This window comes from Paludibacterium yongneupense DSM 18731 (assembly GCF_000422925.1).
Classification (GTDB): domain Bacteria; phylum Pseudomonadota; class Gammaproteobacteria; order Burkholderiales; family Chromobacteriaceae; genus Paludibacterium; species Paludibacterium yongneupense.
The window spans coordinates 125187-150968 of the sequence record NZ_AUGZ01000004.1 but is presented as its reverse complement, the minus strand read 5'-3'; the positions used below and the strand labels follow the sequence as shown (position 1 = coordinate 150968).

Annotated in this window: 26 protein-coding genes and 4 tRNA genes; 15 read left to right on the top strand and 15 right to left on the bottom strand. The window is 63.4% G+C overall.

The window, feature by feature from the left end; genetic code table 11:
- Positions 1-2: 2 nt before the first annotated feature.
- Complete coding sequence (gene gltX, locus G520_RS0100735) at positions 3-1397, bottom strand: glutamate--tRNA ligase (protein WP_028533999.1); 1395 nt, start codon at positions 1395-1397, stop codon at positions 3-5.
- A gap of 71 nt (positions 1398-1468) precedes the next feature.
- Positions 1469-2299, bottom strand: coding sequence for a L,D-transpeptidase (locus tag G520_RS20965; protein ID WP_084637387.1), 831 nt, complete (start codon positions 2297-2299; stop codon positions 1469-1471).
- Between the two features lie 176 nt (positions 2300-2475).
- On the opposite strand from G520_RS20965, the gene rlmD reads away from it, so the two are divergent.
- Positions 2476-4089 carry a 23S rRNA (uracil(1939)-C(5))-methyltransferase RlmD gene (rlmD, locus tag G520_RS20960; RefSeq protein WP_084637386.1) on the top strand — a complete coding sequence of 538 codons (1614 nt, stop codon included), beginning with the start codon at positions 2476-2478 and terminating at the stop codon, positions 4087-4089.
- A gap of 118 nt (positions 4090-4207) precedes the next feature.
- Here rlmD and murJ read toward each other — a convergent pair whose 3' ends face one another.
- The 3 genes from murJ to G520_RS0100710 all read right to left on the bottom strand — a co-directional run bounded on the left by murJ (position 4208) and on the right by G520_RS0100710 (position 7112).
- Positions 4208-5788, bottom strand: a complete 1581-nt coding sequence (murJ, locus tag G520_RS0100720) for a murein biosynthesis integral membrane protein MurJ (RefSeq protein WP_036664922.1) — start codon at positions 5786-5788, stop codon at positions 4208-4210.
- 145 nt (positions 5789-5933) lie between these two features.
- A complete protein-coding gene (locus tag G520_RS0100715; RefSeq protein WP_028533997.1) occupies positions 5934-6191 on the bottom strand; it encodes a type II toxin-antitoxin system RelB/DinJ family antitoxin in 258 nt (85 codons plus the stop codon).
- 54 nt (positions 6192-6245) lie between these two features.
- The gene (locus G520_RS0100710; RefSeq protein ID WP_028533996.1) at positions 6246-7112 is read right to left on the bottom strand and encodes an HDOD domain-containing protein; all 867 of its coding nucleotides are present in this window, start codon (positions 7110-7112) and stop codon (positions 6246-6248) included.
- A 198-nt stretch (positions 7113-7310) separates the two neighbouring features.
- On the opposite strand from G520_RS0100710, the gene G520_RS20955 reads away from it, so the two are divergent.
- Positions 7311-7919, top strand: coding sequence for a UPF0149 family protein (locus tag G520_RS20955; RefSeq protein ID WP_036664920.1), 609 nt, complete (start codon positions 7311-7313; stop codon positions 7917-7919).
- Positions 7920-8029: 110 nt separating this feature from the next.
- Here the strand turns inward: G520_RS20955 and G520_RS20950 are convergent, their stop codons facing one another.
- From G520_RS20950 to siaB, 3 genes are read right to left on the bottom strand one after another with little or no spacing between them, the layout of a single operon-like run.
- The gene (locus G520_RS20950; protein WP_051228766.1) at positions 8030-8761 is read right to left on the bottom strand and encodes a diguanylate cyclase; all 732 of its coding nucleotides are present in this window, start codon (positions 8759-8761) and stop codon (positions 8030-8032) included.
- Positions 8758-9147, bottom strand: coding sequence for a biofilm regulation phosphoprotein SiaC (gene siaC / locus G520_RS0100695; protein ID WP_028533995.1), 390 nt, complete (start codon positions 9145-9147; stop codon positions 8758-8760). Before siaC ends, G520_RS20950 begins: the two co-directional genes overlap by 4 nt.
- Before the next feature lie 10 nt (positions 9148-9157).
- Complete coding sequence (gene siaB / locus G520_RS0100690; protein WP_028533994.1) at positions 9158-9700, bottom strand: biofilm regulation protein kinase SiaB; 543 nt, start codon at positions 9698-9700, stop codon at positions 9158-9160.
- 301 nt (positions 9701-10001) lie between these two features.
- Here siaB and ppsR point away from each other — a divergent pair, with 301 nt between their 5' ends.
- Both ppsR and G520_RS0100680 read left to right on the top strand, forming a co-directional pair.
- Complete coding sequence (gene ppsR / locus G520_RS0100685; protein ID WP_028533993.1) at positions 10002-10820, top strand: posphoenolpyruvate synthetase regulatory kinase/phosphorylase PpsR; 819 nt, start codon at positions 10002-10004, stop codon at positions 10818-10820.
- 116 nt (positions 10821-10936) lie between these two features.
- Positions 10937-11404 carry an NUDIX domain-containing protein gene (locus G520_RS0100680; protein ID WP_246542741.1) on the top strand — a complete coding sequence of 156 codons (468 nt, stop codon included), beginning with the start codon at positions 10937-10939 and terminating at the stop codon, positions 11402-11404.
- Positions 11405-11416: 12 nt separating this feature from the next.
- On the opposite strand, the gene G520_RS0100675 is transcribed toward G520_RS0100680, so the two are convergent.
- Genes G520_RS0100675 through folD form a run of 3 tightly spaced genes read right to left on the bottom strand, consistent with a single transcriptional unit; the run spans position 11417 to position 13784 of the window.
- The gene (locus G520_RS0100675) at positions 11417-12028 is read right to left on the bottom strand and encodes a hypothetical protein (RefSeq protein ID WP_028533991.1); all 612 of its coding nucleotides are present in this window, start codon (positions 12026-12028) and stop codon (positions 11417-11419) included.
- A gap of 3 nt (positions 12029-12031) precedes the next feature.
- Entirely contained in the window at positions 12032-12895 is an 864-nt protein-coding gene (gene purU / locus G520_RS0100670; RefSeq protein WP_028533990.1) for a formyltetrahydrofolate deformylase, read from the bottom strand.
- A gap of 37 nt (positions 12896-12932) precedes the next feature.
- Positions 12933-13784 (bottom strand): bifunctional methylenetetrahydrofolate dehydrogenase/methenyltetrahydrofolate cyclohydrolase FolD, encoded by an 852-nt coding sequence (gene folD, locus G520_RS0100665; protein WP_028533989.1) that lies wholly within the window; start codon positions 13782-13784, stop codon positions 12933-12935.
- 113 nt (positions 13785-13897) lie between these two features.
- On the opposite strand from folD, the gene G520_RS0100660 reads away from it, so the two are divergent.
- The 5 genes from G520_RS0100660 to G520_RS0100640 all read left to right on the top strand — a co-directional run bounded on the left by G520_RS0100660 (position 13898) and on the right by G520_RS0100640 (position 15118).
- A tRNA-Pro gene (locus G520_RS0100660) sits at positions 13898-13974 on the top strand.
- A gap of 18 nt (positions 13975-13992) precedes the next feature.
- Positions 13993-14069, top strand: a tRNA-Arg gene (locus G520_RS0100655).
- Positions 14070-14096: 27 nt separating this feature from the next.
- Positions 14097-14172, top strand: a tRNA-His gene (locus tag G520_RS0100650).
- Between the two features lie 52 nt (positions 14173-14224).
- Positions 14225-14300 (top strand) — tRNA-His (locus tag G520_RS0100645).
- A 149-nt stretch (positions 14301-14449) separates the two neighbouring features.
- Entirely contained in the window at positions 14450-15118 is a 669-nt protein-coding gene (locus G520_RS0100640) for a glutathione S-transferase (protein ID WP_028533988.1), read from the top strand.
- Here the strand turns inward: G520_RS0100640 and G520_RS0100635 are convergent.
- The gene (locus tag G520_RS0100635) at positions 15109-16557 is read right to left on the bottom strand and encodes an aminotransferase-like domain-containing protein (RefSeq protein WP_036664917.1); all 1449 of its coding nucleotides are present in this window, start codon (positions 16555-16557) and stop codon (positions 15109-15111) included. The two genes, G520_RS0100640 and G520_RS0100635, sit on opposite strands and share 10 nt — an antisense overlap.
- A 160-nt stretch (positions 16558-16717) precedes the next feature.
- Between G520_RS0100635 and G520_RS0100630 the strand changes: the two genes are divergently transcribed.
- The 3 genes from G520_RS0100630 to G520_RS0100620 all read left to right on the top strand — a co-directional run bounded on the left by G520_RS0100630 (position 16718) and on the right by G520_RS0100620 (position 19031).
- A complete protein-coding gene (locus tag G520_RS0100630) occupies positions 16718-17320 on the top strand; it encodes a LysE family translocator (RefSeq protein WP_028533986.1) in 603 nt (200 codons plus the stop codon).
- 123 nt (positions 17321-17443) lie between these two features.
- The gene (locus G520_RS0100625; protein WP_028533985.1) at positions 17444-18118 is read left to right on the top strand and encodes a GntR family transcriptional regulator; all 675 of its coding nucleotides are present in this window, start codon (positions 17444-17446) and stop codon (positions 18116-18118) included.
- Between the two features lie 70 nt (positions 18119-18188).
- Positions 18189-19031, top strand: coding sequence for an urease accessory protein UreD (locus G520_RS0100620; protein WP_051228764.1), 843 nt, complete (start codon positions 18189-18191; stop codon positions 19029-19031).
- Positions 19032-19123: 92 nt separating this feature from the next.
- Here G520_RS0100620 and alr read toward each other — a convergent pair whose 3' ends face one another.
- A complete protein-coding gene (gene alr / locus G520_RS0100615; RefSeq protein ID WP_028533983.1) occupies positions 19124-20191 on the bottom strand; it encodes an alanine racemase in 1068 nt (355 codons plus the stop codon).
- A 10-nt stretch (positions 20192-20201) separates the two neighbouring features.
- Positions 20202-21509 (bottom strand): D-amino acid dehydrogenase, encoded by a 1308-nt coding sequence (locus G520_RS0100610; protein ID WP_028533982.1) that lies wholly within the window; start codon positions 21507-21509, stop codon positions 20202-20204.
- A 172-nt stretch (positions 21510-21681) separates the two neighbouring features.
- On the opposite strand from G520_RS0100610, the gene G520_RS0100605 reads away from it, so the two are divergent.
- Positions 21682-22167, top strand: coding sequence for a winged helix-turn-helix transcriptional regulator (locus tag G520_RS0100605; RefSeq protein ID WP_028533981.1), 486 nt, complete (start codon positions 21682-21684; stop codon positions 22165-22167).
- On the opposite strand, the gene G520_RS20945 is transcribed toward G520_RS0100605, so the two are convergent.
- Positions 22133-24139, bottom strand: a complete 2007-nt coding sequence (locus G520_RS20945) for a S9 family peptidase (RefSeq protein ID WP_211222727.1) — start codon at positions 24137-24139, stop codon at positions 22133-22135. The genes G520_RS0100605 and G520_RS20945 overlap by 35 nt on opposite strands.
- A 29-nt stretch (positions 24140-24168) precedes the next feature.
- Here G520_RS20945 and G520_RS0100595 point away from each other — a divergent pair, with 29 nt between their 5' ends.
- Positions 24169-24636: a YbaK/EbsC family protein gene (locus tag G520_RS0100595; protein ID WP_028533980.1), complete on the top strand. Its 468-nt coding sequence runs from the start codon at positions 24169-24171 to the stop codon at positions 24634-24636.
- A 145-nt stretch (positions 24637-24781) separates the two neighbouring features.
- Entirely contained in the window at positions 24782-25777 is a 996-nt protein-coding gene (locus G520_RS0100590; protein ID WP_028533979.1) for a bile acid:sodium symporter family protein, read from the top strand.
- Positions 25778-25782 lie beyond the last annotated feature (5 nt).

Sequence of the window (25782 nt, the reverse complement as noted above, 5' to 3'; positions counted from 1 at the left end):
GATCAGCTCCCGAACGCGGCCATGCGCTCCAGAACCTGCTGCTTGCCGATAAGGGCCAGCACGGCATCGACCGATGGCGTGTGCGCGGTGCCGCATACCAGGATGCGCAAGGGCATGCCGAGCAAGCCCATCTTGATCCCCTCCTCGCTGCAGAACGGTTTGAACAATTCGTGGATGGAGGCGGCGCTCCAGTCGTCGAGAGCGGCCAGGCGTTCGGCAAAACGGGCCATGCGCGCGCGGGACTCGTCGCCCAGATGCTTGGCCACCTCGGCCTCGTCCGGTGTGCGGCGACGGTAGAAGTAGTCGCACTCCAGCGCCAGCGCATTCAGGTCCTGCACCCGCTCGCGCAGCAGCGCGATCACCTCGCCCAGCGCCGGGCCGGCGGCCGTATCGATGCCGGCGGCGGCCAGACGCGGTGCGACCAGTCCGGCCAGCCGGTCGAGCGAGGCCGACTTCAGATACTGGGCGTTCAGCCACAGCAGTTTTTCGCCGTCGAAACGCGAAGGCGAGGAACTGACCGCGTCCAGATCGAACCACTCGACGAACTGCGCCATATCGAACAGCTCGTCGTCGCCGTGCCCCCAACCCAGGCGCGCCAGATAGTTGAGCAAGGCCTCGGGCAGAATGCCCCGCTCGGCGTAATCGACGACGCTGACCGCATCGCGCCGCTTGGACATTTTCTGGCCGTCGGCATTGAGTATCATCGGCAGGTGGCCGTAGACCGGCAGCGGCGCGCCGAGCGCCTGCAGGATATTGATCTGGCGCGGCGTATTGTTGACGTGGTCGTCCCCACGGATGACGTGGGTGATCTGCATGTCCCAGTCGTCGACCACGACGCAGAAGTTATACGTCGGGCTGCCGTCCGGGCGCGCGATGATCAGGTCGTCGAGCTCTTCATTGCTGATTTCGATACGCCCCTTGACCGCATCCTCCCAGGCCACGACTCCGCTCAGCGGAGTCCTGAAACGCACCACGGGTTCGACGCCAGCCGGGGGCGGCGGCAGGACCTTGCCCTCCTCCGGACGCCAGCGGCGGTCATAACGCGGTTTCTCGCCGCGTTCTTCCTGCCCCGCGCGCAGAGCCTCCAGCTCTTCGCGGCTGCAATAGCACAGATAGGCATGACCGGCATCCAGCAGCTGGCGGATCACCGCCTTATAGCGGTCGAAACGCTGGGTCTGGTAGAAAGGACCTTCGTCGTAATCCAGGCCAACCCAATGCATGCCGTCCAGAATCGCCTTGACCGACTCCGGGGTGGAACGCTCCAGGTCGGTATCCTCGATGCGCAGCACGAAGCTGCCCTTGTTCTTGCGGGCAAATGCCCAGGAGAACAAAGCGGTGCGCACGCCACCAATATGCAGAAAGCCGGTGGGACTCGGGGCGAATCGGGTTCGTATCATGTCGGAAGATCCAGCAGGGCAAATTAAAGAAGCCATTGTACGCTGACGACAAAACCTGCCGCAAACCGACTTCAGGCCGGCGCCGCCTGCAAGGCGCCGCCGGTGCGGGCGGGCATGCTGTCGGATGGCGCGCCGTCATGCCCGCCCTCCTCCTGCGGCGCGCTCAGCCAGCGCACCGCGATCAGCTCGCCCGTATCGCGCGCCGGCGAGCGGCAGCTCAGACAAACCGGCTTGCCGTTGCGCACTTGCAAGGCTTCGTCGACGCGGCGGCCGTACACGGCGATGCGATGCTCGCGCTGCCAGGCCAGCAGCGTCTCGGCCAGCCGCGTCATCGCGACATCGTCATGACGGTAGGGATTACTGAAGGCCGTCAGCCACAACTGCCCGGCCGCATCTTCGTTGAGCAAGATGGGCTGATAGGCCACCGTCACCGCCGTGCCGCGCCCCAGATGGCTTGCCAGCTCGAGCACGTCGTCGTTTTTCATGCGTACGCAGCCATGGCTGCGGAAGCCGGGCACGCTGCCCGGCGCGTTGGTTCCATGAATGCCGAGGCCGAGCGAGGTTTCGCCGAAGCGGATGAACACGCGCCCCAGCGGGTTGTCATCGCCGGGCGGGATCGATGTCTGCACCGGCTTGCCCCTGGATCTCATCTCGTCCTGGATGCTGCGAGGCACGAACCAGGTCGGATCACGATAGATCCCGGTGACATCGAAACGGCCCGTCGGCGTGCGCGACAACATCTTGCCGACCGCCACCGGGTAGGACTTGACCAGCAAACCGTCCTGGTAGAGGAACAGCCGCGTCTGCGGCAGATTGATCACCACCTGCAAACCGTGCTGAACCACCTGGACATCGGGCTCGGGCGTCTGCCCCCAGGCGGGAGCCATCGCCAGCCAACCCATCAATATCCCCCAAGCACACCTGCTTTTCACCGTCTCACCCATTCCTTGGCCGATTCCTGTCACCTCCGGAGCGCTCCCGTCGCGTCCGGCTTGTCGCCACGTCTTCAAAAAAGCCAGCGCGAGACTCCGTATTTTGAGAAAATCGCTCTTTTAGCAGTTGATTTGGCAAGCAAACCATGAATTCGTTCCCGAACATTGCCGTGATAGAGTCGCTCGACCACGAGGGTCGTGGCGTCGCCCATGTCGATGGCAAAACTCTTTTCATCGACGGCGCACTACCCTATGAAAAAGTAATATACCGTTCTTACCGGCAAAAACCTACCTATGAGAACGCCGATACCGAGGCCGTGCTCAAGGAAAGTTTCATGCGTACACAACCGCGCTGCCCGCATTTCAACGTCTGCGGCGGCTGCTCCATGCAGCACGTCGACGGCGCGGCGCAGGTCGCGATCAAGCAGCGGATACTGGAAGACAATCTGCAGCGTCTGGGCAAGGTCAAGCCCGACATCATTCTGCCGCCGATCGCCGGCCCGCAATGGGGCTATCGCCACCGCGCGCGGATGTCGGCACGCCTGGTCGAGAAAAAAGGCGGCGTGCTCGTGGGTTTTCACGAAAAACGGTCGGCCTATATCGCCGAGATGAGCGAATGCCATATTCTGCCACCGCATATTTCGGCCCTGATCATGCCCCTGCGCGCGATGATCTTCCGCCTGTCGATCAAGGATCGCATGCCGCAGGCCGAAATCGCGGTAGGCCACAAGGTCGACATCATCGTGTTCCGCAATATGGACGCGATCAACGAGGCCGATGAAGCCCTGTTTCGCGAATTTTCGGATCGCCACGGCCGCCCCGACCGTCCGTTGCAGATCTGGCTGCAGCCGAAGGGGCCGGACACCTGTTATCCGCTCTACCCGAAAGACGCGCCGCGCTTGAGCTACACGATCCCCGAATTCCGCATCGAGATGCCTTATTATCCGACCGAGTTCACCCAGGTCAACCCGCAGATCAACGCGGTCATGGTCGCGCGCGCGATGCGGCTGCTGGCGCCGCAAGCCGGTGAACGCATCGCCGACATGTTCTGCGGCATCGGCAACTTCACCCTGCCGATCGCGCGCAGCGGCGCCACCGTGTACGGCATGGAAGGCAGCGACGCTCTCGTCCGCCGCGCACGCGAGAACGCCGCCTTCAATGGTCTCGAATCCAGAGTCGATTATGAAATGGCCAACCTGTTCGACGTGACCGAGGACTCTCTCGCCGCGCTCGGACACTTCGACAAGATGCTGATCGACCCGCCGCGCGACGGCGCCGTGCAATTGTGCAAGGCAATGACCGACGAGACCGCGCCCAAGCGACTGGTATACGTCTCCTGCAACCCGGCCACGCTCGCGCGCGACGCCGGCATCCTGGTCAACACCAAGGGCTACACCCTGCGCGCGGCCGGCATCATCAACATGTTCCCGCATACCGGTCACGTCGAATCGATCGCCTTGTTCGAAAAGACCGGGAAGGGCAAGAGCCGCGAGGAAATGGCGGCGATCGAAGCCGAAGAACAAGCTCGCATCGCAGCCGGCAAGGCGGCGAAAGAGGCGCGCAAGGCACTGGAAAACGCCGAGAAGAAGCGTCTGGCGGATGAGGCCGCAGCCAAGAAGGAAGCGCGCCACCAGCACTACCTGGAGAACAAGGACTACTACGATGCCAGGAGCGCGGCCCAGCTCGAGAAACAAAAGGAACTGGCGGCGTTGAATCCGAACCCGGAGAAGAAGAAAAAGAAGTCGCGCAATCGGCGCTAGGCGCCTGCGCAAGGGAGGGCCGCCGCCCCCCTTGCGCGCCGGCACTCGTAAGAATGCCTGGCCACCACCCTGGAAGTGAAGCCGTGGGCGGCGGCCGTCAGTTCGACCGCCGCGCGCGCTATCGTCTCCCGAGCTTGCGCGCCACTTTACCCAGCAAGGCCCGGCTTTCCTGGATGCGCAGCGCGAAGGTCAGCGCGAAATACACCACGCCATACCCCCCGAGCACCCACAGCGCGAGCCACACCGGATGCCCGCGCCCGAGCGCCCATTTCACCCCCCCGCCGACGGCCGCCGCGATCGTCGCCGCGCCCCACAAGCGGGCCATCAACCCGAACGGCAGACCGGTGACACCGATGCGGGCATTCATGCCGCGACGCAGCAGCATGTACTCGACCCAGCCGGCGATGCCCGCCGATGCGGTCAGCCCGGCGGCGCCCCAGCGCGGAGCAATGCCGAACCAGGGCGGCAGGGCGAACACGCAGAACACGCCCAGCAAGGTGGTCAGCACCAGACGTACCAGCGCATAGCGCAGCGGGGTACGGGTGTCGCGCAGCGCGTAATAGGTGGACGAGTACAGGCGCCCCAGCGTCGTCGCCAGCAGACCGACCCCGGAGCCGGCAATGATGCTCCAGACGAAGACCGAATGCGCATGCGTAAACTTGCCGGTCTGATACAGCGCGGCGGTGACGACATCGCCGAACGCAAAAAAGGCCATCGCCGACGGCACGATGAAAAAGGCGATCTGCCGCAGTCCGCGGTCCAGCCGCTCGCGTAATGCCTTTGCCACCGCCGACGCGTCCTCGTCGCCGACGGCCCCCGCCATGGCAGGCAGTTCCGCCGCCGACACGGCCATGCCGAACAGGCTCACCGGCAGCATATTGATCGTCGCAGCCGTCGTCATCGCCGCCATCACCCCCGGCCCCAGCAAGGTGGACAGAGCCTGATCGACGTAGGCGCTGATCTGAACCACACCGCGGCTGACCGCCACCGAACCGAAATTGCGGATCACGGTGCGGACATGCACATTGCCGGCATCCGGCCGCAAGCGCAGGCCGTGCGTCACGCGCAGCACAGGCGGCACCTGAATCAGAAACTGCAGCAGGCAGCCGGCGACCGTCCCCCAGGCCAGATAAACGGCCAGACGATCGAGATGGGAATGCCGGAACACGATCATCGCCGCGATCATGGCCAGATTCCAGACCACCGGCGCCGAATAGGACAGGAAAAACTTGCGATGGCTGTTAAGGATGCCGAGGCACCAGGCCGAGCACACCAACACGCCGGTACCGGGAAAGAGAATGCGCACCAGCAGTATGGTCAGTTCGCGTTTTGCGCCGGTGTAGCCGGGAGCGATCGCCCACAATAGATAAGGCGTGGCCGCCATCCCGACCAGCACGATGACGGAAACGCTCAGGGCCAGAATCGCACCGACCGCACCCGCCACCCGATCCGCCTCTTCGTCGCGGCCCTCGGCCAGCAGACGCGCGTAAACCGGGATAAAAGAGGCCGACAGCACCCCTTCGCCAAACAGGTTTTGCAGGAAATTGGGAATTCTCAGCGCCGAGCTGAAGGCGTCGGCAATATCGGACAAGCCAAAGAAGTGAGAAAACACCCGTTGCCGGACCAGCCCCATGATACGGCTGAGCAGAATTCCCGCCCCGACCAGAAACGCATGGTAGCCGGCATTTTTCTTCGTCATGAATTACGGGCTCAAAAATAAGCGGACTTTAGCAGCTGACGCCGGAGATGTCTTCCCCCGCAAGCGGCGCGCAGCCGTGCAGCGCCAGACGGCGACGCAAACAGACGCCGGGATGGCGGATAGCACCAGCCTGCGGACGGCGAAATCAGTCGCGCGAGCCCAGACCGGCCATCAGCAGATCGATGCTGTTGAAGCTCGGGCCGAGCGCGGGTGCGGCGGCGCGCGGCGCGCATTCGGCCGCCGCGCTGGCCTCGGCGAGCGGAAAGGTATTGTCGGCGACAATGCGCAGCAGCAGCAGGCGCACGGCATCGGACAGGGTCATTCCCAGTGCCGCCAGCACATCGGCGGCCTGTTGCTTGAGCTGCGGATCAACCTTGACCCGGACACTGGCGTACTCGGCCATGTGAGATTCCTCGCGGGCGGGACGACACGCTTCCGTCGCCATCCCGCGTACTGTTCATGCGTCTTGATTGAAAATATCGTGAACGGCACTATTGAGATCGTCCAGCTCGTCGCTGCCCACTCCCAGTTCGTCCAACGCCAGCGGTCCGGCGCGGTGCATATCCGCGCTGAGGGCCAAGCCCATGTAGTGCTGGATGATGATATCACTGATGGCGCCCAGCGCGATCAGGCGTCGCACCGACAGCGGGGCCTGATCCGATGCGAATGCCGTGTAATCGTGGTGCAGACTGATAGCGAGGACCACGTCGTCCGGCAACTTCCAGTTGCGCGCCAGCAAGGCGCCGATGACGGCGTGATTGGTGCGGTGGCGCCCATCCTCGACTTCCGTGAATGGGGCATGCATCGAGCAGTGCGCGAGGCGCAAGGTTTCACCATAGTCGCCAAAACGTTCCATCAGCATCGGAATCCCCAGATCGGCAAACAGTCCGAAGCTGCGGGCGAGATCGGGCGAGCCCGCGCGCAACTCGCGCGCGAGATAGGCCATGGCGACCGAGCGCCGCGTCGACGTTTCCCAAAAACCCGACAGCTCATACCTGTCGCTGTGGAAAGACTGCCGCACGAGGAAACCGCCAGCCAGCAACGACACCTGATTCAGGCCGAGCCCGGTCAGTGCGGCCTCGACTGTCTCGGCCTTGCGCGCGCGATGGTAGAGCGCCGAATTGACGGTTTTCAGAAATGCCCCGGACAAGGCGACGTCTTTTTCGACCACGCGCGCCAGCGTCCTGAGATTGGGGTCAGGTCGATCGATCTCCTGTTGCAGATCGGCCAGCAGACTGGGCCGTGGCGGAATGTGGATAGAGTGGATGAGGTCATCGACCTCCTGGGCATCGAGTCTGGCCAGACGGGGATCAAGGTCGGGCATCGAGCACTCCATCAAGCTGGCAACGATTGAAAATGGAAGGATCATTCTGATCCTAGCAATCGGGTCGCACGGTAACAAGGAGCAAATGAGCGACTTCCGGCAGCCCCGCGCGGCAGCGCGAACGGCCGGATTTCCGGCGCACCCGGATTTGCGGGATAATGACCATCAACCGTCCGCCACTGACAGAATCGAGAAACCATGAGTCTCCCTCCGCTAACCGAACGCGACTACCAGAACCTGAGCGCCACCCTGTCGGGCCTGCATGCGCAAAACGCCATGAGTCTGGAACGACTCGACGGTTTCTTTGCGGCCCTGGTCGCCGGCCCGGAACCGATCCGGCCGGGCGAATGCCTGCCGGCCATCCTCGGAGACGCTTTCGATGATGAAGACGCTTTTCCTTCGGCCAAATCGCTGGAGAATTTTGTCTCGCTATTGCTGCGGCACTGGCTCGAAATCGCCGATACGCTGCGTGCGGAACAGGAATTCCATCCCTGGCTCGAGGCTGACGAGGACGGTACGGTGCACGGACGGGAATGGGCACGCGGTTTTTGCGACGGAATGCAGCTGCTGAACGAAGACTGGGGCCTGCTGTTCGACGATGAGGAAGAGGCCCCGGCGCTGGTTCCCATCATGGCGCTGGCCTTCGAGCAGGAGCCGGACGACGCCTTGCACGATTTTGTCGCCGGCGCAGACGACGAACAGCGCCAGGCGTGGGTGGCCAGCTTGTCGACCTCGGTCGCCGCCATCCACCGTTTTTTCGTCGGGATCCGCCAGCAGCTCGAGGACGAAGCCGGCGACGACGCCTGATCCCCGTCTCCCCCCGCCCGCGGCGCCGCGACGCGGGCGCACGCGGGCGCGTGCGACGCAATTGACCGTGGCCGTCCGTCGGGCGGCCGATTTCACGCCGACCGCTCCTGCTACATCGTATGCGCGGTATCGAGCACGACGATGGCCTCGGTCCGGTTGCGCCCCTTGCGCTTGGCCTCGTACAAGGCCAGATCAACCCGCTTGAGCAGCAAATCGCCTTCTTCATCCGGATTGTTGCAGCAGCTCAGGCCGAAAGACACCGTGATTGCGCGCTCGTCGTCCGGCAGTACGCCGCGGATGTCGGCAACGGCCGCATGCAGCCGTTGCAGCCGCTGCCGGGTGGCGTCGAGCCCCAGTCCGGGAAACAGCAGCAAGAACTCCTCCCCCCCCCAACGCGAGCAGAGACCATCCTCCCCGACGTGATGCGCGAGGCAGGTGGAAATCGCACTCAGCGCCTTGTCCCCGATGTCGTGACCGAAATGGTCGTTGATGGATTTGAAGTGATCGATATCCGCCAGAACCAGACAAAACACGGCCGTGCCGGGAACGATGCGCCGCAGCGCACGGTCGAGCTCCGCGCGGGCGAAACGCCGGTTATACAAGCCGGTCAATTCGTCGTGGCTGGACAGCCATTTCAGACGCTCGTTCATTTCACGCAGCATCTGCTGCGATTGATCGCTGATGCGAATGATTTTTTCCAGCTGCCGCTCCAGTCGCCTTGCCTCGCTGGTGTGCAGCTGATAGAGCGTCTGCAGCGCCTCGCGCAAGGGGTGGGCAGCATGGGCGGGATCGCCGATCAGTCCGCTCACTTCGGCCAGAAACGCTTCGCGCTGGGCAGTCATACCGAGGACTCGGGTTTGGCGATGATATCGAAGGGAAACAGGTAATCCTCGCGAAACTCTTCCGCCAGCTCCGCCACCCGCTCGTTTTCCTCCTCATACCACCATTGCAGACTGACTTCGCGCCCCTTGCCATGCGCGGCTTCCAGCCGGTCGAAAATCTCCATCAGGGAACGGATGGTGCTGGTGTTGACGTACAACAGCTCGATGCGCAGCATCAACGGCCGCTCCGAGTCGGCCAGGAAGGACTCGACCCACTTGATGACGGGACGGTACAGCTCGAAGGGATTTTCCGGATACGAATCGCCCCACATCGCCAGACAACCCTCTTGCCACTGCGCGTGAATGGACGGAGTACTCTCGTTCCCTTGCACTATCAGGTCTTGCATGACACCCCTTTCAAATCACTGCGCATAAGCTAAAGAAGGATCGCGTTTCATCCAGTGCCTTCAAAGTGCCGAGCAAGGGTGCCCGCGCCTTGCGCGCCAGATCGATCAGGCCGAGACCGGCGCCGGTCGCTGCATCCGGATCATGCGGCTGGCGCAGTTGTGTCTTGTACGCCAGTTTGAGCTGGTCGCGATCCAGCGTCGCAAGCATCGCCAGTCGCGCCATCAGCGCAGGGCCATCCGCCGCCTCGACCACATTGCCAGAGCACACGACATACGCGCCGTCTTCGCGCCGCGACACGATCAGCACGGCGTGCGCATCGCTGCCGGTCAGCTCTTTCTGCCGGGAATAGTGACGTATATTCTGCGTCATTTCGATGTAAACCGAAAACACGTCGCTGACGGCGGACTGCGAGGCATTGAAGCTTGCCATATGCTTACGCAAGGCCAGACCGATTTCCTCGATCAAGGAGGCGGAAAACGGCCCGTTGAAACACAACACGATCCCCTGCCGGTTGAATGCCTCGCGCAAGGAGAGGACATCAATCTGCTCCATGGATACTCCTCGTTCAAATTGCAGGTAGCCCGTCGGAAAGCTGCGCGGAACTCAGGCGGGATGGTCGGGCAGGCGAAAAGCGGCCTGCGCCGGGTATGGCACATGGAGTGAGCATACCCCAGACGCATGTCAATTTTATGAACGCGACAGGTCGGACCACCCGGCCAGAACGAGGCTCCGAAAGCGGAAAAAAGCGTATTCACCCCGAAGTTGCTTAATATTTTACGGAATATGGGCGCAAAACTGGATTTACAGGGCAGGGAACGAGTATGTTATTGTTTTTTTGCAACTGGAGTCAGCCATGCCCCGCACTGCCTTCTTCATCTCCGGCCGTACGGCCATCACGTCGGAGGTTCTGGGACACAGCTTGCTCAGCCAGTTCGATCACACCACGTTTCGCCATATCACCCTGCCCTACGTCGATACCGTCGAAAAAGCCGAGCATGCGGTCGCCCAGATACGCGCCCAGGCCATCGCCGACGGCTGCCGGCCACTGGTTTTCTCCACCGTGGTCGAAGAGAACGTGCGCAAGATTCTGTATATCAAGGAAGCGCTGGTACTCGATTTCTTCGAAACCTATGTCAGCCCTCTGGAGCAGGAGCTGGGGATAAAATCATCCCACACCAGCGGCAAGGTGCATGGCATAGCCAATCTCGAGCAATACCAGCACCGCATTAACGCAATCAATTTTTCGATGCGCAACGACGATGGCAGCATGCAAAGCACCCTGCACGACGCCGATGTGATCCTGATCGGCGTATCGCGCTGCGGCAAGACCCCGACCTGCCTCTATCTGGCCCTGCACTATGGCATCAAGGCCGCCAATTTTCCGCTCACGCCGGACGATTTCGCCGAGCGCGCCCTGCCCAAGGATCTGCTGCCGTATCAGAACAAACTGTTCGGTCTGACCATCGATCCCGAACGCTTGTCCAAGATACGGCACGAGCGCAAATCAAACAGCCAGTACGCTTCGGTGGAAAGCTGCCGCAAGGAAGTGGCCGAGGCGGAACGCATGATGCAGCGCCACGGCATTACACCGCTTAACACCACGACACTGTCCATCGAAGAGCTGGCCACCACGATTTTGCAGCTGGGCGGGCTCAAGCGCCGTATTTTCTGACGGTTCGATCTGCGCGCCGCACCTGCCGGCATTTGTCGGCGCGGAGCAAGATCTTTACAATGTCGACGCAAGGGCCGCCTTGGCCCGCTAACGATAATAGTGCCGCAGAAATGAAAATGCCGGACGACAAAAAACCGTTCACCCCGTTGTCGCCAGACTTGCCTCGCCGCGCCACCGCGATCATCGAACTTGCAGACGGACTCCTGGTCAGCGCGCCTCGCGGCAGCCGCTTCACCCTGCCGGGAGGCTTCGCCCACCGCGGCGAATTGCGCTCGCAGGCCCTGATCCGGGAAATCCGCGAAGACACGGGGCTGCGCATCAACTCCATGCTGTATCTGTTCGACCACATCACCCCGCTGACCGCGCACAGGGTCTACCTGGCCATCGCCCAGGGGCATGCGCGCGCGCAAGGCAGAATCGGGCGCATCGCACTGGTCTCGTCGCCGGAAACGGAGCTGGAGCTGGACTACGAAGCGCGCGCGATCCTGCGCCGCTATGCGCGTCTGCGAGCCGAAGTGACGCCCAAGGGCGACGCTCTGCGCGGCATCCTCGGACTCGCGCGCTACATCGCCAAGGTAGACTGAAGGCCGGAGCGCTCAAGGGGCGAAATCGTCGTCCTCGGATGCGGGCGGCTGCGACGGCGGCTGCGACGGCGGTTGCGACGCTGCCGCGGCGTCGGTCGCGGGCGGGAGCGGCATCCAGCCGAGCTGGGCCGCCAGCGAAGTCATGCCGGCAAACAGCCCCACCGACAAGGGCAGGAACAACAACACCCCGAACGCCACCCGCCGTACGGCGATCTTCGCCGCACGCGCGACGCCGTATACCGTCAGAGCCAGGGTCACTCCCCACAGGGCGGCCTGCACCAGCAGGGCCGCCTGCTCCGGCAGCCAGCTGGCCAGCGGCGAGACCAGCTGCGGCAACTCGCACAGCAGCAGCAGGGTGAACAGCGGGCGCCAGTGCCCGCGCGCCGTCAGCCGCAACCAGAGCAGCAGGACCGTACACAGAGCCAGCGCCTCCAGCCAGTCGAACAGCACGAACACGGCCAGACGCACGGGAATGGAAACCCCGGGCAGTTCGGTGCTCGCGCTGTCGAAAACCCCGATCGCCGTCAGCGCGAGAATCATGAGCCACCAGGGGTGGCGATATTCGGCAAGTGGCCGTACCTTGAGCCGCAGCAAATTCCGCAGGTCGAGCCAGAGACGCGTCATGGATCAGTCGAACACGACGGTCTTGTTGCTGTAGGACAGGATGCGGTTTTCCAGATGCCACCGTACGGCGCGCGACAGAACCACTTTCTCCAGATCACGCCCTTTCTGCACCAGGTCCTCGACCTCGTCGCGGTGCGAGATACGGGTGACTTCCTGCTCGATGATCGGGCCTTCGTCCAGCTGCTCGGTCACATAATGGCTGGTCGCGCCGATCAGCTTCACCCCGCGCGCGAAGGCGCGATGGTAGGGCTTGGCGCCGTCGAAAGCGGGCAGAAAACTGTGATGGATATTGATCACGCGGTTCGGATAGCGCTTGACGAAATCGCCGGACAGAACCTGCATATAGCGCGCCAGCACCACAAGATCGACACCGGCTTCGTCCAGCAGGCGGAACTGCTCGGCCTCGGCTTCCTGCTTGTTCTCGCGGGTGACCGGAATCACATGAAAAGGGATGCCGTTGAACTCGACCAGGCGCCGGCACTCTTCATGATTGGCGATCACCAACGGAATATCGCAGCCCAGTTCACCGATGCGCCAGCGGTGTAACAGATCGGCCAGACAGTGCTCGTAACGCGACACAAAAATCGCCATGCGCGGCTTGCGTTCGGATACCGAAACCTTCCACTCCATATGGTGTTCTTCGGCGATCGGCTGGAAAGCGGCGGCAAAATCGGACATCGGCAACGTAAAACCTTGCAGCGACCATTCGACCCGCATCAGAAACAGGTTTTCGGCGCCATCCTGATGCTGATCCGCGTGCATGATGCTTGCGTTATACGTCATCAGAAAGTTGGCGATCGCCGCAACCAGACCCTTTTTATCGGGACAGTTGATCAACAGTGTGGCGGATTGTTTGTTCAGACTCATGTCAGCGTTTCTTCATTCTTCGGTAAGGGCAGCGGATTCAAGCATGCAGATTGGAGGAATCCAGAGTGTTCTGCAACAAGGTCGCGACCGTCATCGGACCGACGCCCCCAGGAACCGGCGTGATATAGGCGGCGCGTTCCGCCGCCGCCGCAAATCCGACGTCGCCGCACAGGCTGCCGTCCGCGAGGCGGTTGATGCCGACGTCGATCACCACCGCGCCCGGCTTGATCCACTCCCCCTTGATGATTCCCGGCTTGCCGACCGCGGCCACCACGATATCGGCGGCGGCGACTTCGGCGGCCAGATCTTCGGTCCAGCGATGGCAGACCGTCACCGTGGCGCCGGCCAGCAGCAACTCCAGCGCCTGCGGGCGGCCGACGATATTGGACGCACCGATCACCAGCGCCTTCTTTCCCTTCACCGCGATGCCGTAGTGTTCGAGCAGGATCATGATCCCGCGCGGCGTACACGGACGCAGCAGCGGGATGCGAACCGCCAGCCGCCCCATATTGTAGGGATGAAAACCATCGACATCCTTATCCGGATGGATGCGCTCGATCACCGATTGGCTGTCGATCTGCGCGGGCAGCGGCAGCTGGACCAGAACCCCGTCGATGCCGTCGTCGGCGTTGAGACGGTCGATGATGGCGAGCAAGTCCGCCTGCCCGGTCGACGCAGGCAGATCGTAGGCCACAGAACGGATACCGGCCTTTTCACAAGAGCGCTTCTTGTTGCGCACATAGATGGAGGAAGCCGGATCGTCGCCCACCAGAATCACGGCCAGGGCCGGTGCGCGCTTCCCCGCGGCGAGACGGGCATCCACCCCGGCGCGCACCTGCGCGATGAGTTGTTCAGCGACTGCTTTTCCATCAATGAGTTGTGCCGACATGTAAAATCCTGAGTAAGCCGATGCGAAGGTGCAATTTTGGCATTTTTTGCACCCATTACTCAACGGGTATTGACAGTAAATGACGCTATCCGTATAGTTGCGGACTCTGTCGTCGGGGTGTAGCGCAGCCTGGTAGCGCACCTGGTTTGGGACCAGGTGGTCGTGAGTTCGAATCCCACCACCCCGACCAGACACAGGCATGGCAGTTGCGCCCGTAGCTCATTTGGATAGAGCACCGGCCTTCTAAGCCGGGGGTAACAGGTTCGAACCCTGTCGGGCGCGCCAGTACCGCAGCATCGAAGCAAACCAGTGGTGGATGTAGCTCAGTTGGTAGAGTCCCGGATTGTGATTCCGGTTGTCGTGGGTTCGAGCCCCATCATCCACCCCAGATTCTTTCGCGTCGCCCTGCGACGCGTGTATGATTTAACCGTTTTACGACGGTGGATATAGCTCAGTTGGTAGAGTCCCGGATTGTGATTCCGGTTGTCGTGGGTTCGAGCCCCATTATCCACCCCAGGCATGTCAGGCCCCTGCGTTGCACGCAGGGGCCTTTTGTTTTTCTCTCGCACGCGCCGCCGCAGACACATTCGATCCCGTACAAACAACGCAAGTCATCGCGTATGATAACCATTATCATCATTCCAGACAGCAGGCCGGACATGACCATGATAACCCTTCATCACCTCGACAACTCGCGCTCCCAGCGGATACTGTGGCTTCTGGAAGAACTGCACTGCTCATACAGCGTCAGGGCCTACCGGCGCGATCCCGGCAGCCTGCTGGCGCCGCCCGGGCTCAAGGCTGTCCACCCGCTGGGCAAGGCCCCGGTACTGACCGACGACGATATCGTCGTCGCCGAATCGGCCGCCATCATCGAGTACCTGATCGACACCTACGGCCAGGGCCGGTTCAAACCGCCAGCCGCGACCCGGGCCGGACGCGACTACACCTACTGGCTGCACTATGCCGAAGGCTCGGCCATGCCGCCATTGGTGATGAGCCTTGTGTTCAGCCGGCTCGACCGGCCGCCGATGCCGCTGCTGCTGCGCCCGCTGGCCGGAATGATAGCCCGCGGGGTTCAGCGCCGCTTCCTCGACCCGCAGTTGAAGCTGCACCTCGAGCATATCGATGCCCACCTGGCCACCAGCGGCTGGTTCGCCGGCGAGGACATATCGGGCGCCGACATCCAGATGAGCTTTGTGCTGGAAGCGGCCTGCAGCCGGGTTCCGTTTGCACGCACCCTGCCGCGGATCCAGGACTTCCTCGCCCGCATTCACGCGCGGCCGGCCTACCGCGCCGCGCTCGAAAAAGGCGGCCCCTACGCCTACGCCTGAGGCGAAGCCGCCGCATGCAGGGCCGAGGCCAGCTCTCCCAGCCGGCCGATCGCCCCCATGAAACGGGCATCGAGCTCATGACAGCAGGAGAGGCGCAGGCAGTGCCTAAAGCGTGCGCCACTGGAATACAGCACTCCCGGCATGATGACGATGCCTTCCGCCAGCGCGGCATGAAACAACTGCAGCGTATCGATACGCTCCGGCAGCTCCAGCCACAGCAGAAAGCCGCCTGCCGGCTGCGTGGCGCGGGTTCCCGGCGGAAAACGGCTCGCGATCAGACCACGGACACGGTCCAGCTGACGGGCATAACGGCGCCGCAAACCCCGCAGGTGGTGGTCATATCCGCCGCTTTCCAGAAACAGTCCGACCGCCTCCGTCAAGAGCGCGGATTCGGCGATGCTCGACGCAAATTTCAGCTGCCGCACCGTTTCGCCGAAACGCCCGGCCTCAAGCCAGCCGATGCGATAGTCCGGTGCCAGCGTCTTGGTATAGCTCGCGCATACCATGACCCAGCCTTCGCTATCGAAGGACTTGACCGCAGGCGACGGCACGTCCTCGAACTGCAAGTCGGCGTACAGGGCGTCCTCGATCAGCGGCACCCGATGCTGCGTGACCAGCGCGGCCAGCCGGCGCTTGGCGGCCAGCGGCATCGTACAACCGAGCGGATTATGCACCGTCGGCATCGCCACGACGGCGGCCAGGCGCCCCTCCCGCAGCAGCATCTCGACGGCATCCACCGACAAACCGTGCTGCGGATGGGTAGGAATCTCCAGCGCATGCAGTCCCAGGCTGGCCAGCAGCGGATAGAGATTGAAATAGGTCGGCGACTCCACCCCCACCGTATCCCCCGGGCGGCAGACCGCGCGCAGGGCCAGTTGCAAGGCCTCCATCGCACCGTGCGTCAGCAGGATATCCTCCGGCGCCAGACGCATGCCCAGCGCCATCGCCCTGCGCGCAATCTGCTCACAGAGCCGCACCGGGCCCGGTGGCAGCGCATAGCGGGTGACAATGCCGGGCTGACGCCGCAAGAGCGACGCCGTGACCCGCGCGAGCCTGGCCCCGGGGTAAAAGATCTCGCCGCGCGGACACGCCAGTGCCAGATCGATATAGTCCTCGCGCTGCTGGCAGCGCAGCACGACGGAGACCAGATCGCGCATCTCGACCGAGGCCGGCTCCGCATCGCCAGGCAGCGCGCGCAAGGGGTCCCGCAGCGCCGGCAGCAGACTCTTGACGTAATAGCCGGACTGCGGCCGCGCCTCGATCAACCCGCGGTCTTCCAACTGGCGATAGGCAGCCGTCACCGTATTGAGCGCCAGACCGCGCTGGCGCGCGGCGCTGCGCACCGACGGCAGACGCCCCCCGGCCGGCAGACTGCCGCGGGCAATGGCCGCAGCCAGTTCATCGGCCAGCGCGCGGTACAGAGTGGGAGCATTTCTCATCGGGACAGCCCGCAAACAGGGCACAGCCGCGCCCAAAAAATAGGTAACAGTCGCATCATTTCCGCAACTGACACCATTACAATATCTGTTTTCTGAATCTGTATCCATTACGTCGCGCGTGCGAGCATGAATCTCGTCATTGCCACAGAGAGAGAACGCCATGCCAGTACCGCTCGCCTTCGTCAGCTATATGGGCGCGATGTCCATCACCCCCGGCCCCAACAACATCATGCTCGCCACCTCGGGCGTCAATTTCGGCTTCCGGCGCACCGTGCCGCATATGGTGGGCATCAGCACCGGCTGTGCGCTGCAGCTTTTTCTGTGCGCCATCCTGCTGAATCTGGTCATGGCCAGGATAGAAGCCATCCATCTGCCGCTGACACTGGCGGGCTGCGGCTACATGCTGTGGCTGTCGTGGAAACTCGTGCGTTCGCCGCCCCCCGGACGCGTGGACGCGGCGACACCGATGAGCTTTGCCGCCGCCGCCTTGTTTCAATGGGTCAACCCCAAGGCCTGGGTCATGGTCATCAATAGCGCCGTCCTGTTCATGCCCGCCTCCGGGGGCGCGCTGTCGGCGGCAGGCGAGCTGGCGCTCGCCGCGCTCGCGGTCAATCTGCCCTGCATCGCGATCTGGGCATTCGGCGGCGACAGCTTGCGCCACTGCCTGCAGGACAGGAGAGCCTTGCGCGCCTTCAATCTGCTCATGGCCGCACTACTGGGTGCAACCGCCATCGGGATGATCGTCGGCGAGTGGCCGGCCTGAAACTGGCGCACCGGCGGCATGGGCCTGCCGCCACGCCGTCGGGATCGTTCTCTTGTCTGGCCGCGCAAGCACCGTATAATCGATGACACGCGACATACCTTTTTCATACAGCAGACAGAGCTCATGACCCCTTCGCAGCCGATCAAGCGCCAGACCCTGACCAGTGCGGTCACCGTATCGCTTCGCCAACGCATCCTGTCCGGTGAATTCACCGATGGCCAGCAATTGCGGCAGGAAGCCTTGTCCCATGAATATGGCGTCAGCCGCGTGCCCGTGCGCGAGGCGCTGCGGCAACTGGAAGCCGAAGGCCTGATCCAGATCATCGATCACAAGGGCGCACTGGTGTCCAAGCTGTCGCTGGACGATGTGCTGGAGTTGCTGGAAATCCGCGCGCTGCTGGAAGGAGCCGTCCTGCGCAGTTCGATTCCGCGCCAGACCGCGGACGATTTGCGCCTGGCGGCCGAAACGCTGGCCGAGTTCGAGACCGCGCTGCGCACCGATGACATCCGCCACTGGGGCGCCCTCAACTCGCGCTTCCACCTGGCGCTATACCGCAGTTCGGGGCGAACGAACACCCTGGCGCTGATCGAACAGTTGCACAACAAAACCGACCGCTATACCCGCATGCAGATCCTGTTCACGCATACCAAGGACAGGGCGCACGAGGAGCACACTCATCTGCTCGACCTGTGTCGCCAGGGGCGGGCGGAAGAAGCGGAGGCATTCATACGCTTCCATATTCAATCGGCCGGCGAAGCGCTGCGCCGCTATTTGCAAGACCCCGCGCCGGTCGCCTGAGACACGCCGCGGGCACACCGCTTGCTTGACATGCTGTGGGACTCTTCCCTTCGCACCTCAGGCCAAGACCATGATTCGCGACTCCCTGCCCTACGTGCCGACAGGCCACTGGCACGGCGAACTGGCATTGGGCTACGCCTGCCTCAACGGCCGGACGCTACCCGTCCACCGCTGGCATCGCGGCTCGCTGCGCATCCAGAAACACAGCCACCCGGAAGGCGACGCGCTGTGCCACCAACTGATCTCGATACCGCCGCAAGGCATTGCGGGATCCGAGAGACAATCCCTGCATCTGTGGCTGGCCGGCGGCTGCCGCGTCCTGGCCACCACCGACAAGGCCACGCTGTGGCATGACGGGCGCGGCGACAGCGCAAGCCTGCACCTGGTGATCGAACTGTCGCGCGACAGTCATCTGGAGTGGCTGCCGCGCGAGAACACCTTGCTGCCGGGCGCCGACGCCGTCATCGACAAACGGTTCGAACTCGAAGCGGGGGCCACGCTGCTCGCGAGCGACGTCATCAGCCTGGGCAGCGAACGAGAACGCTTCAGCCACGGCTGCTGGCGCCAGCACTATATGATCCAGCGCGAAGGCCGGCCTGCATGGCGGGAAAACAGGGTCATGTCATCGGGGAGCTGGGAGCTGGATGCGCCCACCGGGCTGGGTGGGCGCAGCGTGTGCGCCACCCTGCTCTGGGTCGGTCCGGACCTGCCGGCCGCCACGATTGCCCGCTGCCGCGCCATCGGCCTGCTCGGCGACGAGGAATGCGGGCAAACCGAAGGCATCTGGCTGGCCCGTCACATTTGCGACGGCATTGACGAAGCCAATACCTGGGTGCGCGCGCTATGGCACGAACTGCGCCCGCACACGGGGCAGCGCGCCGCGTGTCCGCCCCGCGCCTGGCAGGAGAGTTAAAGCACCAAGATGGCGCATCCGCCCCGCGCCCGGCCATCTGCGCACCAATTCATGACACGGCGGCGCAACAGACGGGCGCGGAGCCACCCTCCTCACTCGTAGACGAAACGCGCGCGCTTGACGTTGCACAGCAGCTCGTAGCCCAGCGTCCCGGCCGCCTCGGCCACCTGGTTGACACCGACGCGGTCGCCCCACAATTCGACTTCGCTGCCGATGCCGCTGTCCGGCAAATCGGTGAGATCAATGGTCAGCATATCCATCGACACGCGGCCGATCAGCCGCGCGGCCCGCCCGTCGACCGCAACCGGCGTGCCGGAAGGGGCCTGCCGCGGATAGCCGTCGCCATAGCCACAGGCAACCAGGCCGACCCGAGTCGGAACATCGGTGACAAAGCGTGCGCCATAGCCTATCGCCTCGCCAGCCCCAAGCTCCCGCACGGCGAACACCCGGCTCGACAGTCGCATTACCGGCTTGAGGCCACCGCTGCCGACGCCCTGCCCCGACTGCGGCGACGCTCCGTACAACATGATCCCGGGACGCCCCCAGTCGCGGCGCGCACGCGGGTGCAGCATCAAGCCGGCCGAGTTGGCGACGCTGGCCTCGCCGGGCAGCCCGGCCGTCGCGCGATCGAAGCATTCCAATTGTGCGGCGGTGGCCGGACTGTCGCTTTCGTCCGAGCGCGCAAAGTGGGTGATTTTGACCACCGCATCGACCTTGCCGCTGGCGAGCAGACGCCGGTACGCCTCCGCGTAGGCCTGCGGTCCGAAACCGACGCGATGCATGCCGCTGTCAAGCTTCAGCCAGACACGGAACGGCTTCGCGGGGCTGGCGGCTTCTATCATCGCAATCTGCTCAGGGCAATGCACCACCATCCACAAATCATGGCGGTCGACATGTGCGAGTTCGGCTGCGTCGAATACCCCTTCCAGCAACAGGATGGGGTGCCGGACTCCGGCCGCGCGCAACTCGAGAGCCTCTTCCAGAAAGGCCACGGCGAAGCCGTCGGCGCAATCGGCCAGCGCATCGGCGCAGGCCAGCGCACCGTGGCCATAGCCATTGGCCTTGACGGCGGCCAGCACGCGCCCGCCGTGCAAGGCGCGCGCCAGCGCGCAGTTATGGCGCAAGTGGTCGAGCCGGATCTGAGCGGTCAAGGGACGCATGTCGTCGCCCTCAGATCGCGGATTGTGCAACGGGCGAGAACGGAACTACCCAGTTCTGGCCACGTCCGGCATAGCGCTGCAAGGAAAGCCCCTCGATGCTGATCTCGGGTTTGACGCCGCAGATCAGGTCGGCCAGCACTTTGCCCGACCCCGCCGACTGCGTCCAGCCCAGGGTGCCGTGCCCGGTGTTGAGCGACAGATTGGCGAAGCGGGTGCCACCGACGATGGGGGTGCCGTCCGGCGTCATCGGGCGCAAGCCGCTCCAGAATTCGGCCGCAGGCAGATCGCCGCCTTCGGGGAACAGATCGTGGGTGACCATTTCCAGCGTCTCGCGACGGCGCGGATTAAGCGTGGTGTCGTAGCCGTTGAGTTCCGCCATCCCGCCCACGCGAATGCGGTCATCGAAGCGGGTAATGGCGACCTTGTAGGTTTCATCGAGCACGGTGGATACCGGCGCGCCGGCCGCATTGACGATGGGGACGGTCAGGGCATTGCCCTTGACCGGATAGACCGGGATGTCGATGCCGAGCGAACGGGCCAGTGGCCGCGAATAGCTGCCGAGCGCGAGGACATAATGGTCGGCGCTGAACCGTTCTTCGCCGCAGCGCACGCCCGTCACACGCTGGCCATCCTGCTCGATCGCATCAACGGAAAGTCCGAAGCGGAATTCGACGCCGATCTCGCGCGCCATCTCTGCCAGCCGCGTGGTGAACAGGTGGCAGTCGCCGGTTTCATCGTTGGGAAGGCGCAGCCCTCCGCTCAGTTTATGCTTGGTCGCGGCCAGTGCCGGCTCGACCCTGGCGCAGCCGTCGCGATCCAGCGCCTCGTATGGCACGCCAAATGCTTCTAGGACGGCGATGTCCTTGGCCATCGCATCGACTTGCGCCTGGGAACGGAACAATTGCAGGGTCCCGCCCTGGCGTCCTTCGTACTGGATGCCGGTTTCGGCACGCAAGGCGCGGATCATGTCGCGGCTGTACTCGGACAGGCGGACCATGCGGCCCTTGTTGATCGAGTAGCGCGCGGCCGTGCATTGAGCCAGCATTTTCAACATCCATTGCGCCTGGAACACACTGCCGTCAGGACGCATAGACAGGGGGGCATGACGTTGAAACATCCATTTGACGCCCTTGAGCGGAATACCGGGGGCCGCCCACGGCGCGGAATATCCGGGGGAAATCTGCCCGGCGTTGCCGAAGCTGGTTTCCAGCGCCACGCCATCCTGGCGTTCGATCACGGTGACCCGGCAACCGCTGCGGGCCAGATACCATGCCGTCGTGACACCGATCACTCCACCACCCAGTACGATTACATGCATTGCCCCACCCTCCCAGCCTTGTCGGTTTACGCATCGTGCCGCCGGTGGCGACACACTGAATTAACAAATAGCGAATAAGCCTATTATATTCAGCAAAATGCAGTTTTTTTAACCAAATTGTTTTATTATCAAAGCAAAAACAACTGACTAAAACACACAGAACAGGGAAAAGATGAAGAAGGCATCACCGATCAAAGCATTGGACAAAACCGACCTGAAAATTCTCAGGCTGCTGCAGGAGAACGGCCGGATCTCGATGACGGAACTGGCCGAGCGCGTGGGGCTGTCGACCACGCCCTGTACAGAACGCGTGCGCAGGCTGGAACGCGATGGCGTGATCGAGGGGTATTATGCACGCTTGAATCCGCAGGCTGTCGGCGCCGGGCTGCTGGTTTTCGTCGAGATTAAATTATCGGCCAAGTCGGGCGACATTTTCGACGCTTTCCGCCGAGAAATTCAAAAAATTCCGCAAATCATGGAATGTCACCTGGTTTCCGGCGAATACGACTATCTGATCAAGGCACGCCTGCCCGACATGTCGATGTACCGCAAGCTGCTCGGCGACATTCTGCTGCAACTGCCGGCGGCCAACGAATCGCACAGCTATGTGGTGATGGAAGAGGTCAAGGAGACGTTGCTGCTGCCGGTGCCGAACTGATCGCGGGCGGGGTCCGGTCGAGGTAGCGGTGGAAAAACCGACTCATGGCTTCGAACGCTTCGAAACGGTTTTCCTGATTGCGAAAGCCGTGGCCTTCGTCCAGTTTGACAATCAGATCGACATCGACCTGACGTCGTCGCAGGACATCGACCAGTTGCAAGGACTCGCTCAGGTGGACGCGCGGATCGCGTGCGCCCTGCAAGACCAGCAGCGGGGTACGGATGCGCTCGGCGGCGAACAGGGGCGAGGCGTCATGCAGCAGCGCCGCGTCGCGTTGCGGGTCGCCTATCATCTGATACATCGTCTCGCGCTGCAGCGTCCATTCGGGCGGCATGGACGCAAGATAGCTGAACAAATTGGACATCCCGGCGTAATCGACGGCGCAGCGGTAGCGCTCCGGCGCACGCGTAATCCCGACCAGGGCGGCATAGCCGCCATAGCTGGCTCCCATGATGCACAGCCTGCCGGGATCCGCGATGCCGGCGGCGAGCAGCCAGTCGACGCCGTCGTCGATATCGTCCTGCATCGCCCGCCCCCATTGCTTGAACGAGGCTTCCCAGAACGCCTTGCCGTAGCCGGTCGAGCCGCGATAGTTCATCTGCAGCACCGCCCATCCCTGGCTGGCGAAAAACTGCACCACGGGGTCGAACCCCCAGCTGTCGCGGGCCCAGGGCCCGCCATGCGGGTAGACGATGACCGGCACCCGGCCATGGCGGTAAGTGCGCGGCAGGGTCAGGTAGCCGGCTATCGTCAGCCCGTCGCGGGCCGGATAGCGGATCGCATGCATGTGCGCCATCTCCGCCTCGGGCAGCCAGGGCGTCAGCACGGACAGCAAGGTCAGCCGATCGGCGCGCACATCGTAGCGGTAGCGCCGACCGCGGCTGCGATCGTTCCACGCCGCCACGATCAGGGTGTTCTCGCTGCTATCGGCATTGAGCACGCTCACCTGATAGCCTGGCAGGCGCGACTCCAGCCGCCGCAACACCCGGTCCATGACCGGATCGAAGCAGACGCGATGCGGCTTATCGGTTTCAAAACTGGCGCAGGTGATCGTTTTGCGCGCCGACGAATAGCCGAGCCGCGTCACATCGACATCGGGGTGGGCGTAGACCACCCGCCGCTCGCGCGCGTGCTGCGGATCAAACTCAACCAGCGCCGCGCGGTCGCGCCCGAGCGAGCTGGATGCAAACAGGGTGTGATCGTCGAAACCGAAGAACAGGGGCACAAAGCGGTCGCGAAAACCGGTGGTCAGCATCGGAACGAAGGCGTCCCGCGACGTCGCGCGGTATAACCAGGTGGTATTCACGCCATCGCTCTGTGCGGCCAGACGGACATGGCCGCTGTGGTCGGTCAGCCAGGAAACGATGTTGCCGGGATTCACCGCCTCCAGCGTCAGTGCTCCGCTGACGAGGTCGAGCCGGTAGACATCGAACACGCGCCGGTTGCGCAGATTCAATCCCACCAGCATGGCGTCGTCCAGATCGCCCAGGTCATCCACGATGCGTGCCCGGACACCGGGATAGGGTGTCAGATCGCGCGTCGTACCCGTTGCGAGATCGACCATGAACACATGCGCGTTTTCGTCTCCCCCCTCGTCCTTCAGGTACAACAGGCGATGCTTGCCTTTCCAGAAGTAGGCTTCGGGGTCCCGGTCGGTAAGAGAGGTGACGCGGCGGTCGGGCTGGCCGGCCCGGCGCAGCACGATATTCAGCCGGTCGTGCCAGGGCGCGAGAAACGACAGGGTGCGTCCATCGGGAGAAAGCTGAAACGATGACTGCCCGGGGCTGCGGAAAAAATCGCGCAAGGTCGGCGCCGCGAGGGCCGGTCCGGAGACGAGCAGCAAGGACAGCAGCAGGGCCGGAGGCAGTTTTCTTGAAATGGACAGGGTCGTTTCCGTCGGCGGTTGCGCAAGTCGGCTATTGTAACCAGCCATCCCCCCCTTGCCTATCGCCTGTCCGATCTGTGCTAGCATGAATGCTTCCCTCGATGACGGAGACTTCGATGAGCATGGAATCGGTGCGCCGCTTTTTCGGCGAGCGCAATCTGGACATTCCCATTATCGAGCTGGAAACCAGCACGGCCACGGTGGCGCTGGCCGCCGCCGCCCATGGCGTCGAGCCGGGCCGCATCGCCAAGACGCTGGCTTTCCGCCTCAACGACCGGCGCGTCGTGCTGCTCGTTGCCAGTGGCGACGCGCGCATCGACAACCGCAAGTTCAAGAGCGCGCTGGGGAAGGGAAAAATGCTGTCGCCCGACGAGGTGGAAAACGTCACAGGACACCCGGTCGGCGGCGTCTGCCCGTTCGGACTGGCGCAGGACCTTCCGGTCTTCCTGGACATCTCGCTGCGCGATTTTCACGAAGTCCTGCCGGCGGCCGGCGCACCGCACAGCGCCGTACGCCTCAGCCCCGACCTGCTCGGTCGCATCGTCGCCGGCGAATGGATAGACGTGTGCCAGGAGAGGGCTTGAAGCGTCGCCGCGGCCGGCCATTCATAAATTTTCCGTATGAATCTATCCAACATATCAATTTGTAGCATAGCCAGTCGCATGCTGTAATGGCGGATGACGGTGCCAGGGCCAAACCGGCACCCCCAGCCCACCTGCAGAATCGACCATGACCCGACCCGCTTATCTACCCGACACCTTCACTCTCGCCCTGATAGGCAGCGTCGCGCTGGCCAGCCTGCTGCCCTGCCACGGCCAGGGCGCCGTCATCGCCGGCGCGATCACCAATGTCGCGATCAGCCTGCTGTTTTTCCTGCACGGCGCCAAACTGTCGCGCGAGTCCGTCATTGCCGGCGCCACGCACTGGCGGCTGCATCTCGTCGTGTTCGCCAGCACCTTCGTGGTCTTCCCGGCGCTCGGCCTGCTGCTCGCGCCGCTGCTGTCGCGGCTGCTGACGCCCGACCTCGCCCTGGGCATCCTCTATCTGTGTCTGCTGCCATCGACGGTGCAGTCGTCCATCGCCTTCACCGCCGTCGCGCGCGGCAATGTACCGGCAGCGATCTGCAGCGCGTCGGCGTCCAACCTGATCGGGATTTTTCTGACGCCGCTGCTGGTCGGCGCCCTGCTCGCGACCCACGGCAACGCAACGCCCTCCTTCGACGCGGTGATCAGCATCGTGCTGCAGCTGCTGCTGCCGTTCATGCTCGGACAAGGACTGCGGCCATGGCTGGGGGGATGGATCTCCCGCCACCGCCCGCTGGTCGGCCGCGTCGACCAAAGTTCCATTCTGCTCGTGGTCTATACCGCCTTCAGTGCGGCCGTCATTCAGGGCCTGTGGCATCAGATGCCGGCCCGCGCGCTGCTCGGTCTCGTCCTCGTGAACGCCGCCCTGCTGGCGCTCGTACTGGCGCTGACCACGCTTGCCAGCCGCACGCTGCGCTTCAACAAGGAAGACGAGATCACCATCGTGTTCTGCGGTTCGAAGAAAAGCCTGGCCAGCGGCGTGCCGATGGCGCAGGTTCTGTTTGCCGGCCATCCCGTCGGCGCCATCGTACTGCCGCTGATGCTGTTCCATCAGATCCAGTTGATGGCCTGCGCCGCACTGGCCCAGCGCCATGCACGCCGCCCGGAGGGCGATGCCGGCGCAAGCGCCGACATCGCGTAAGGCCA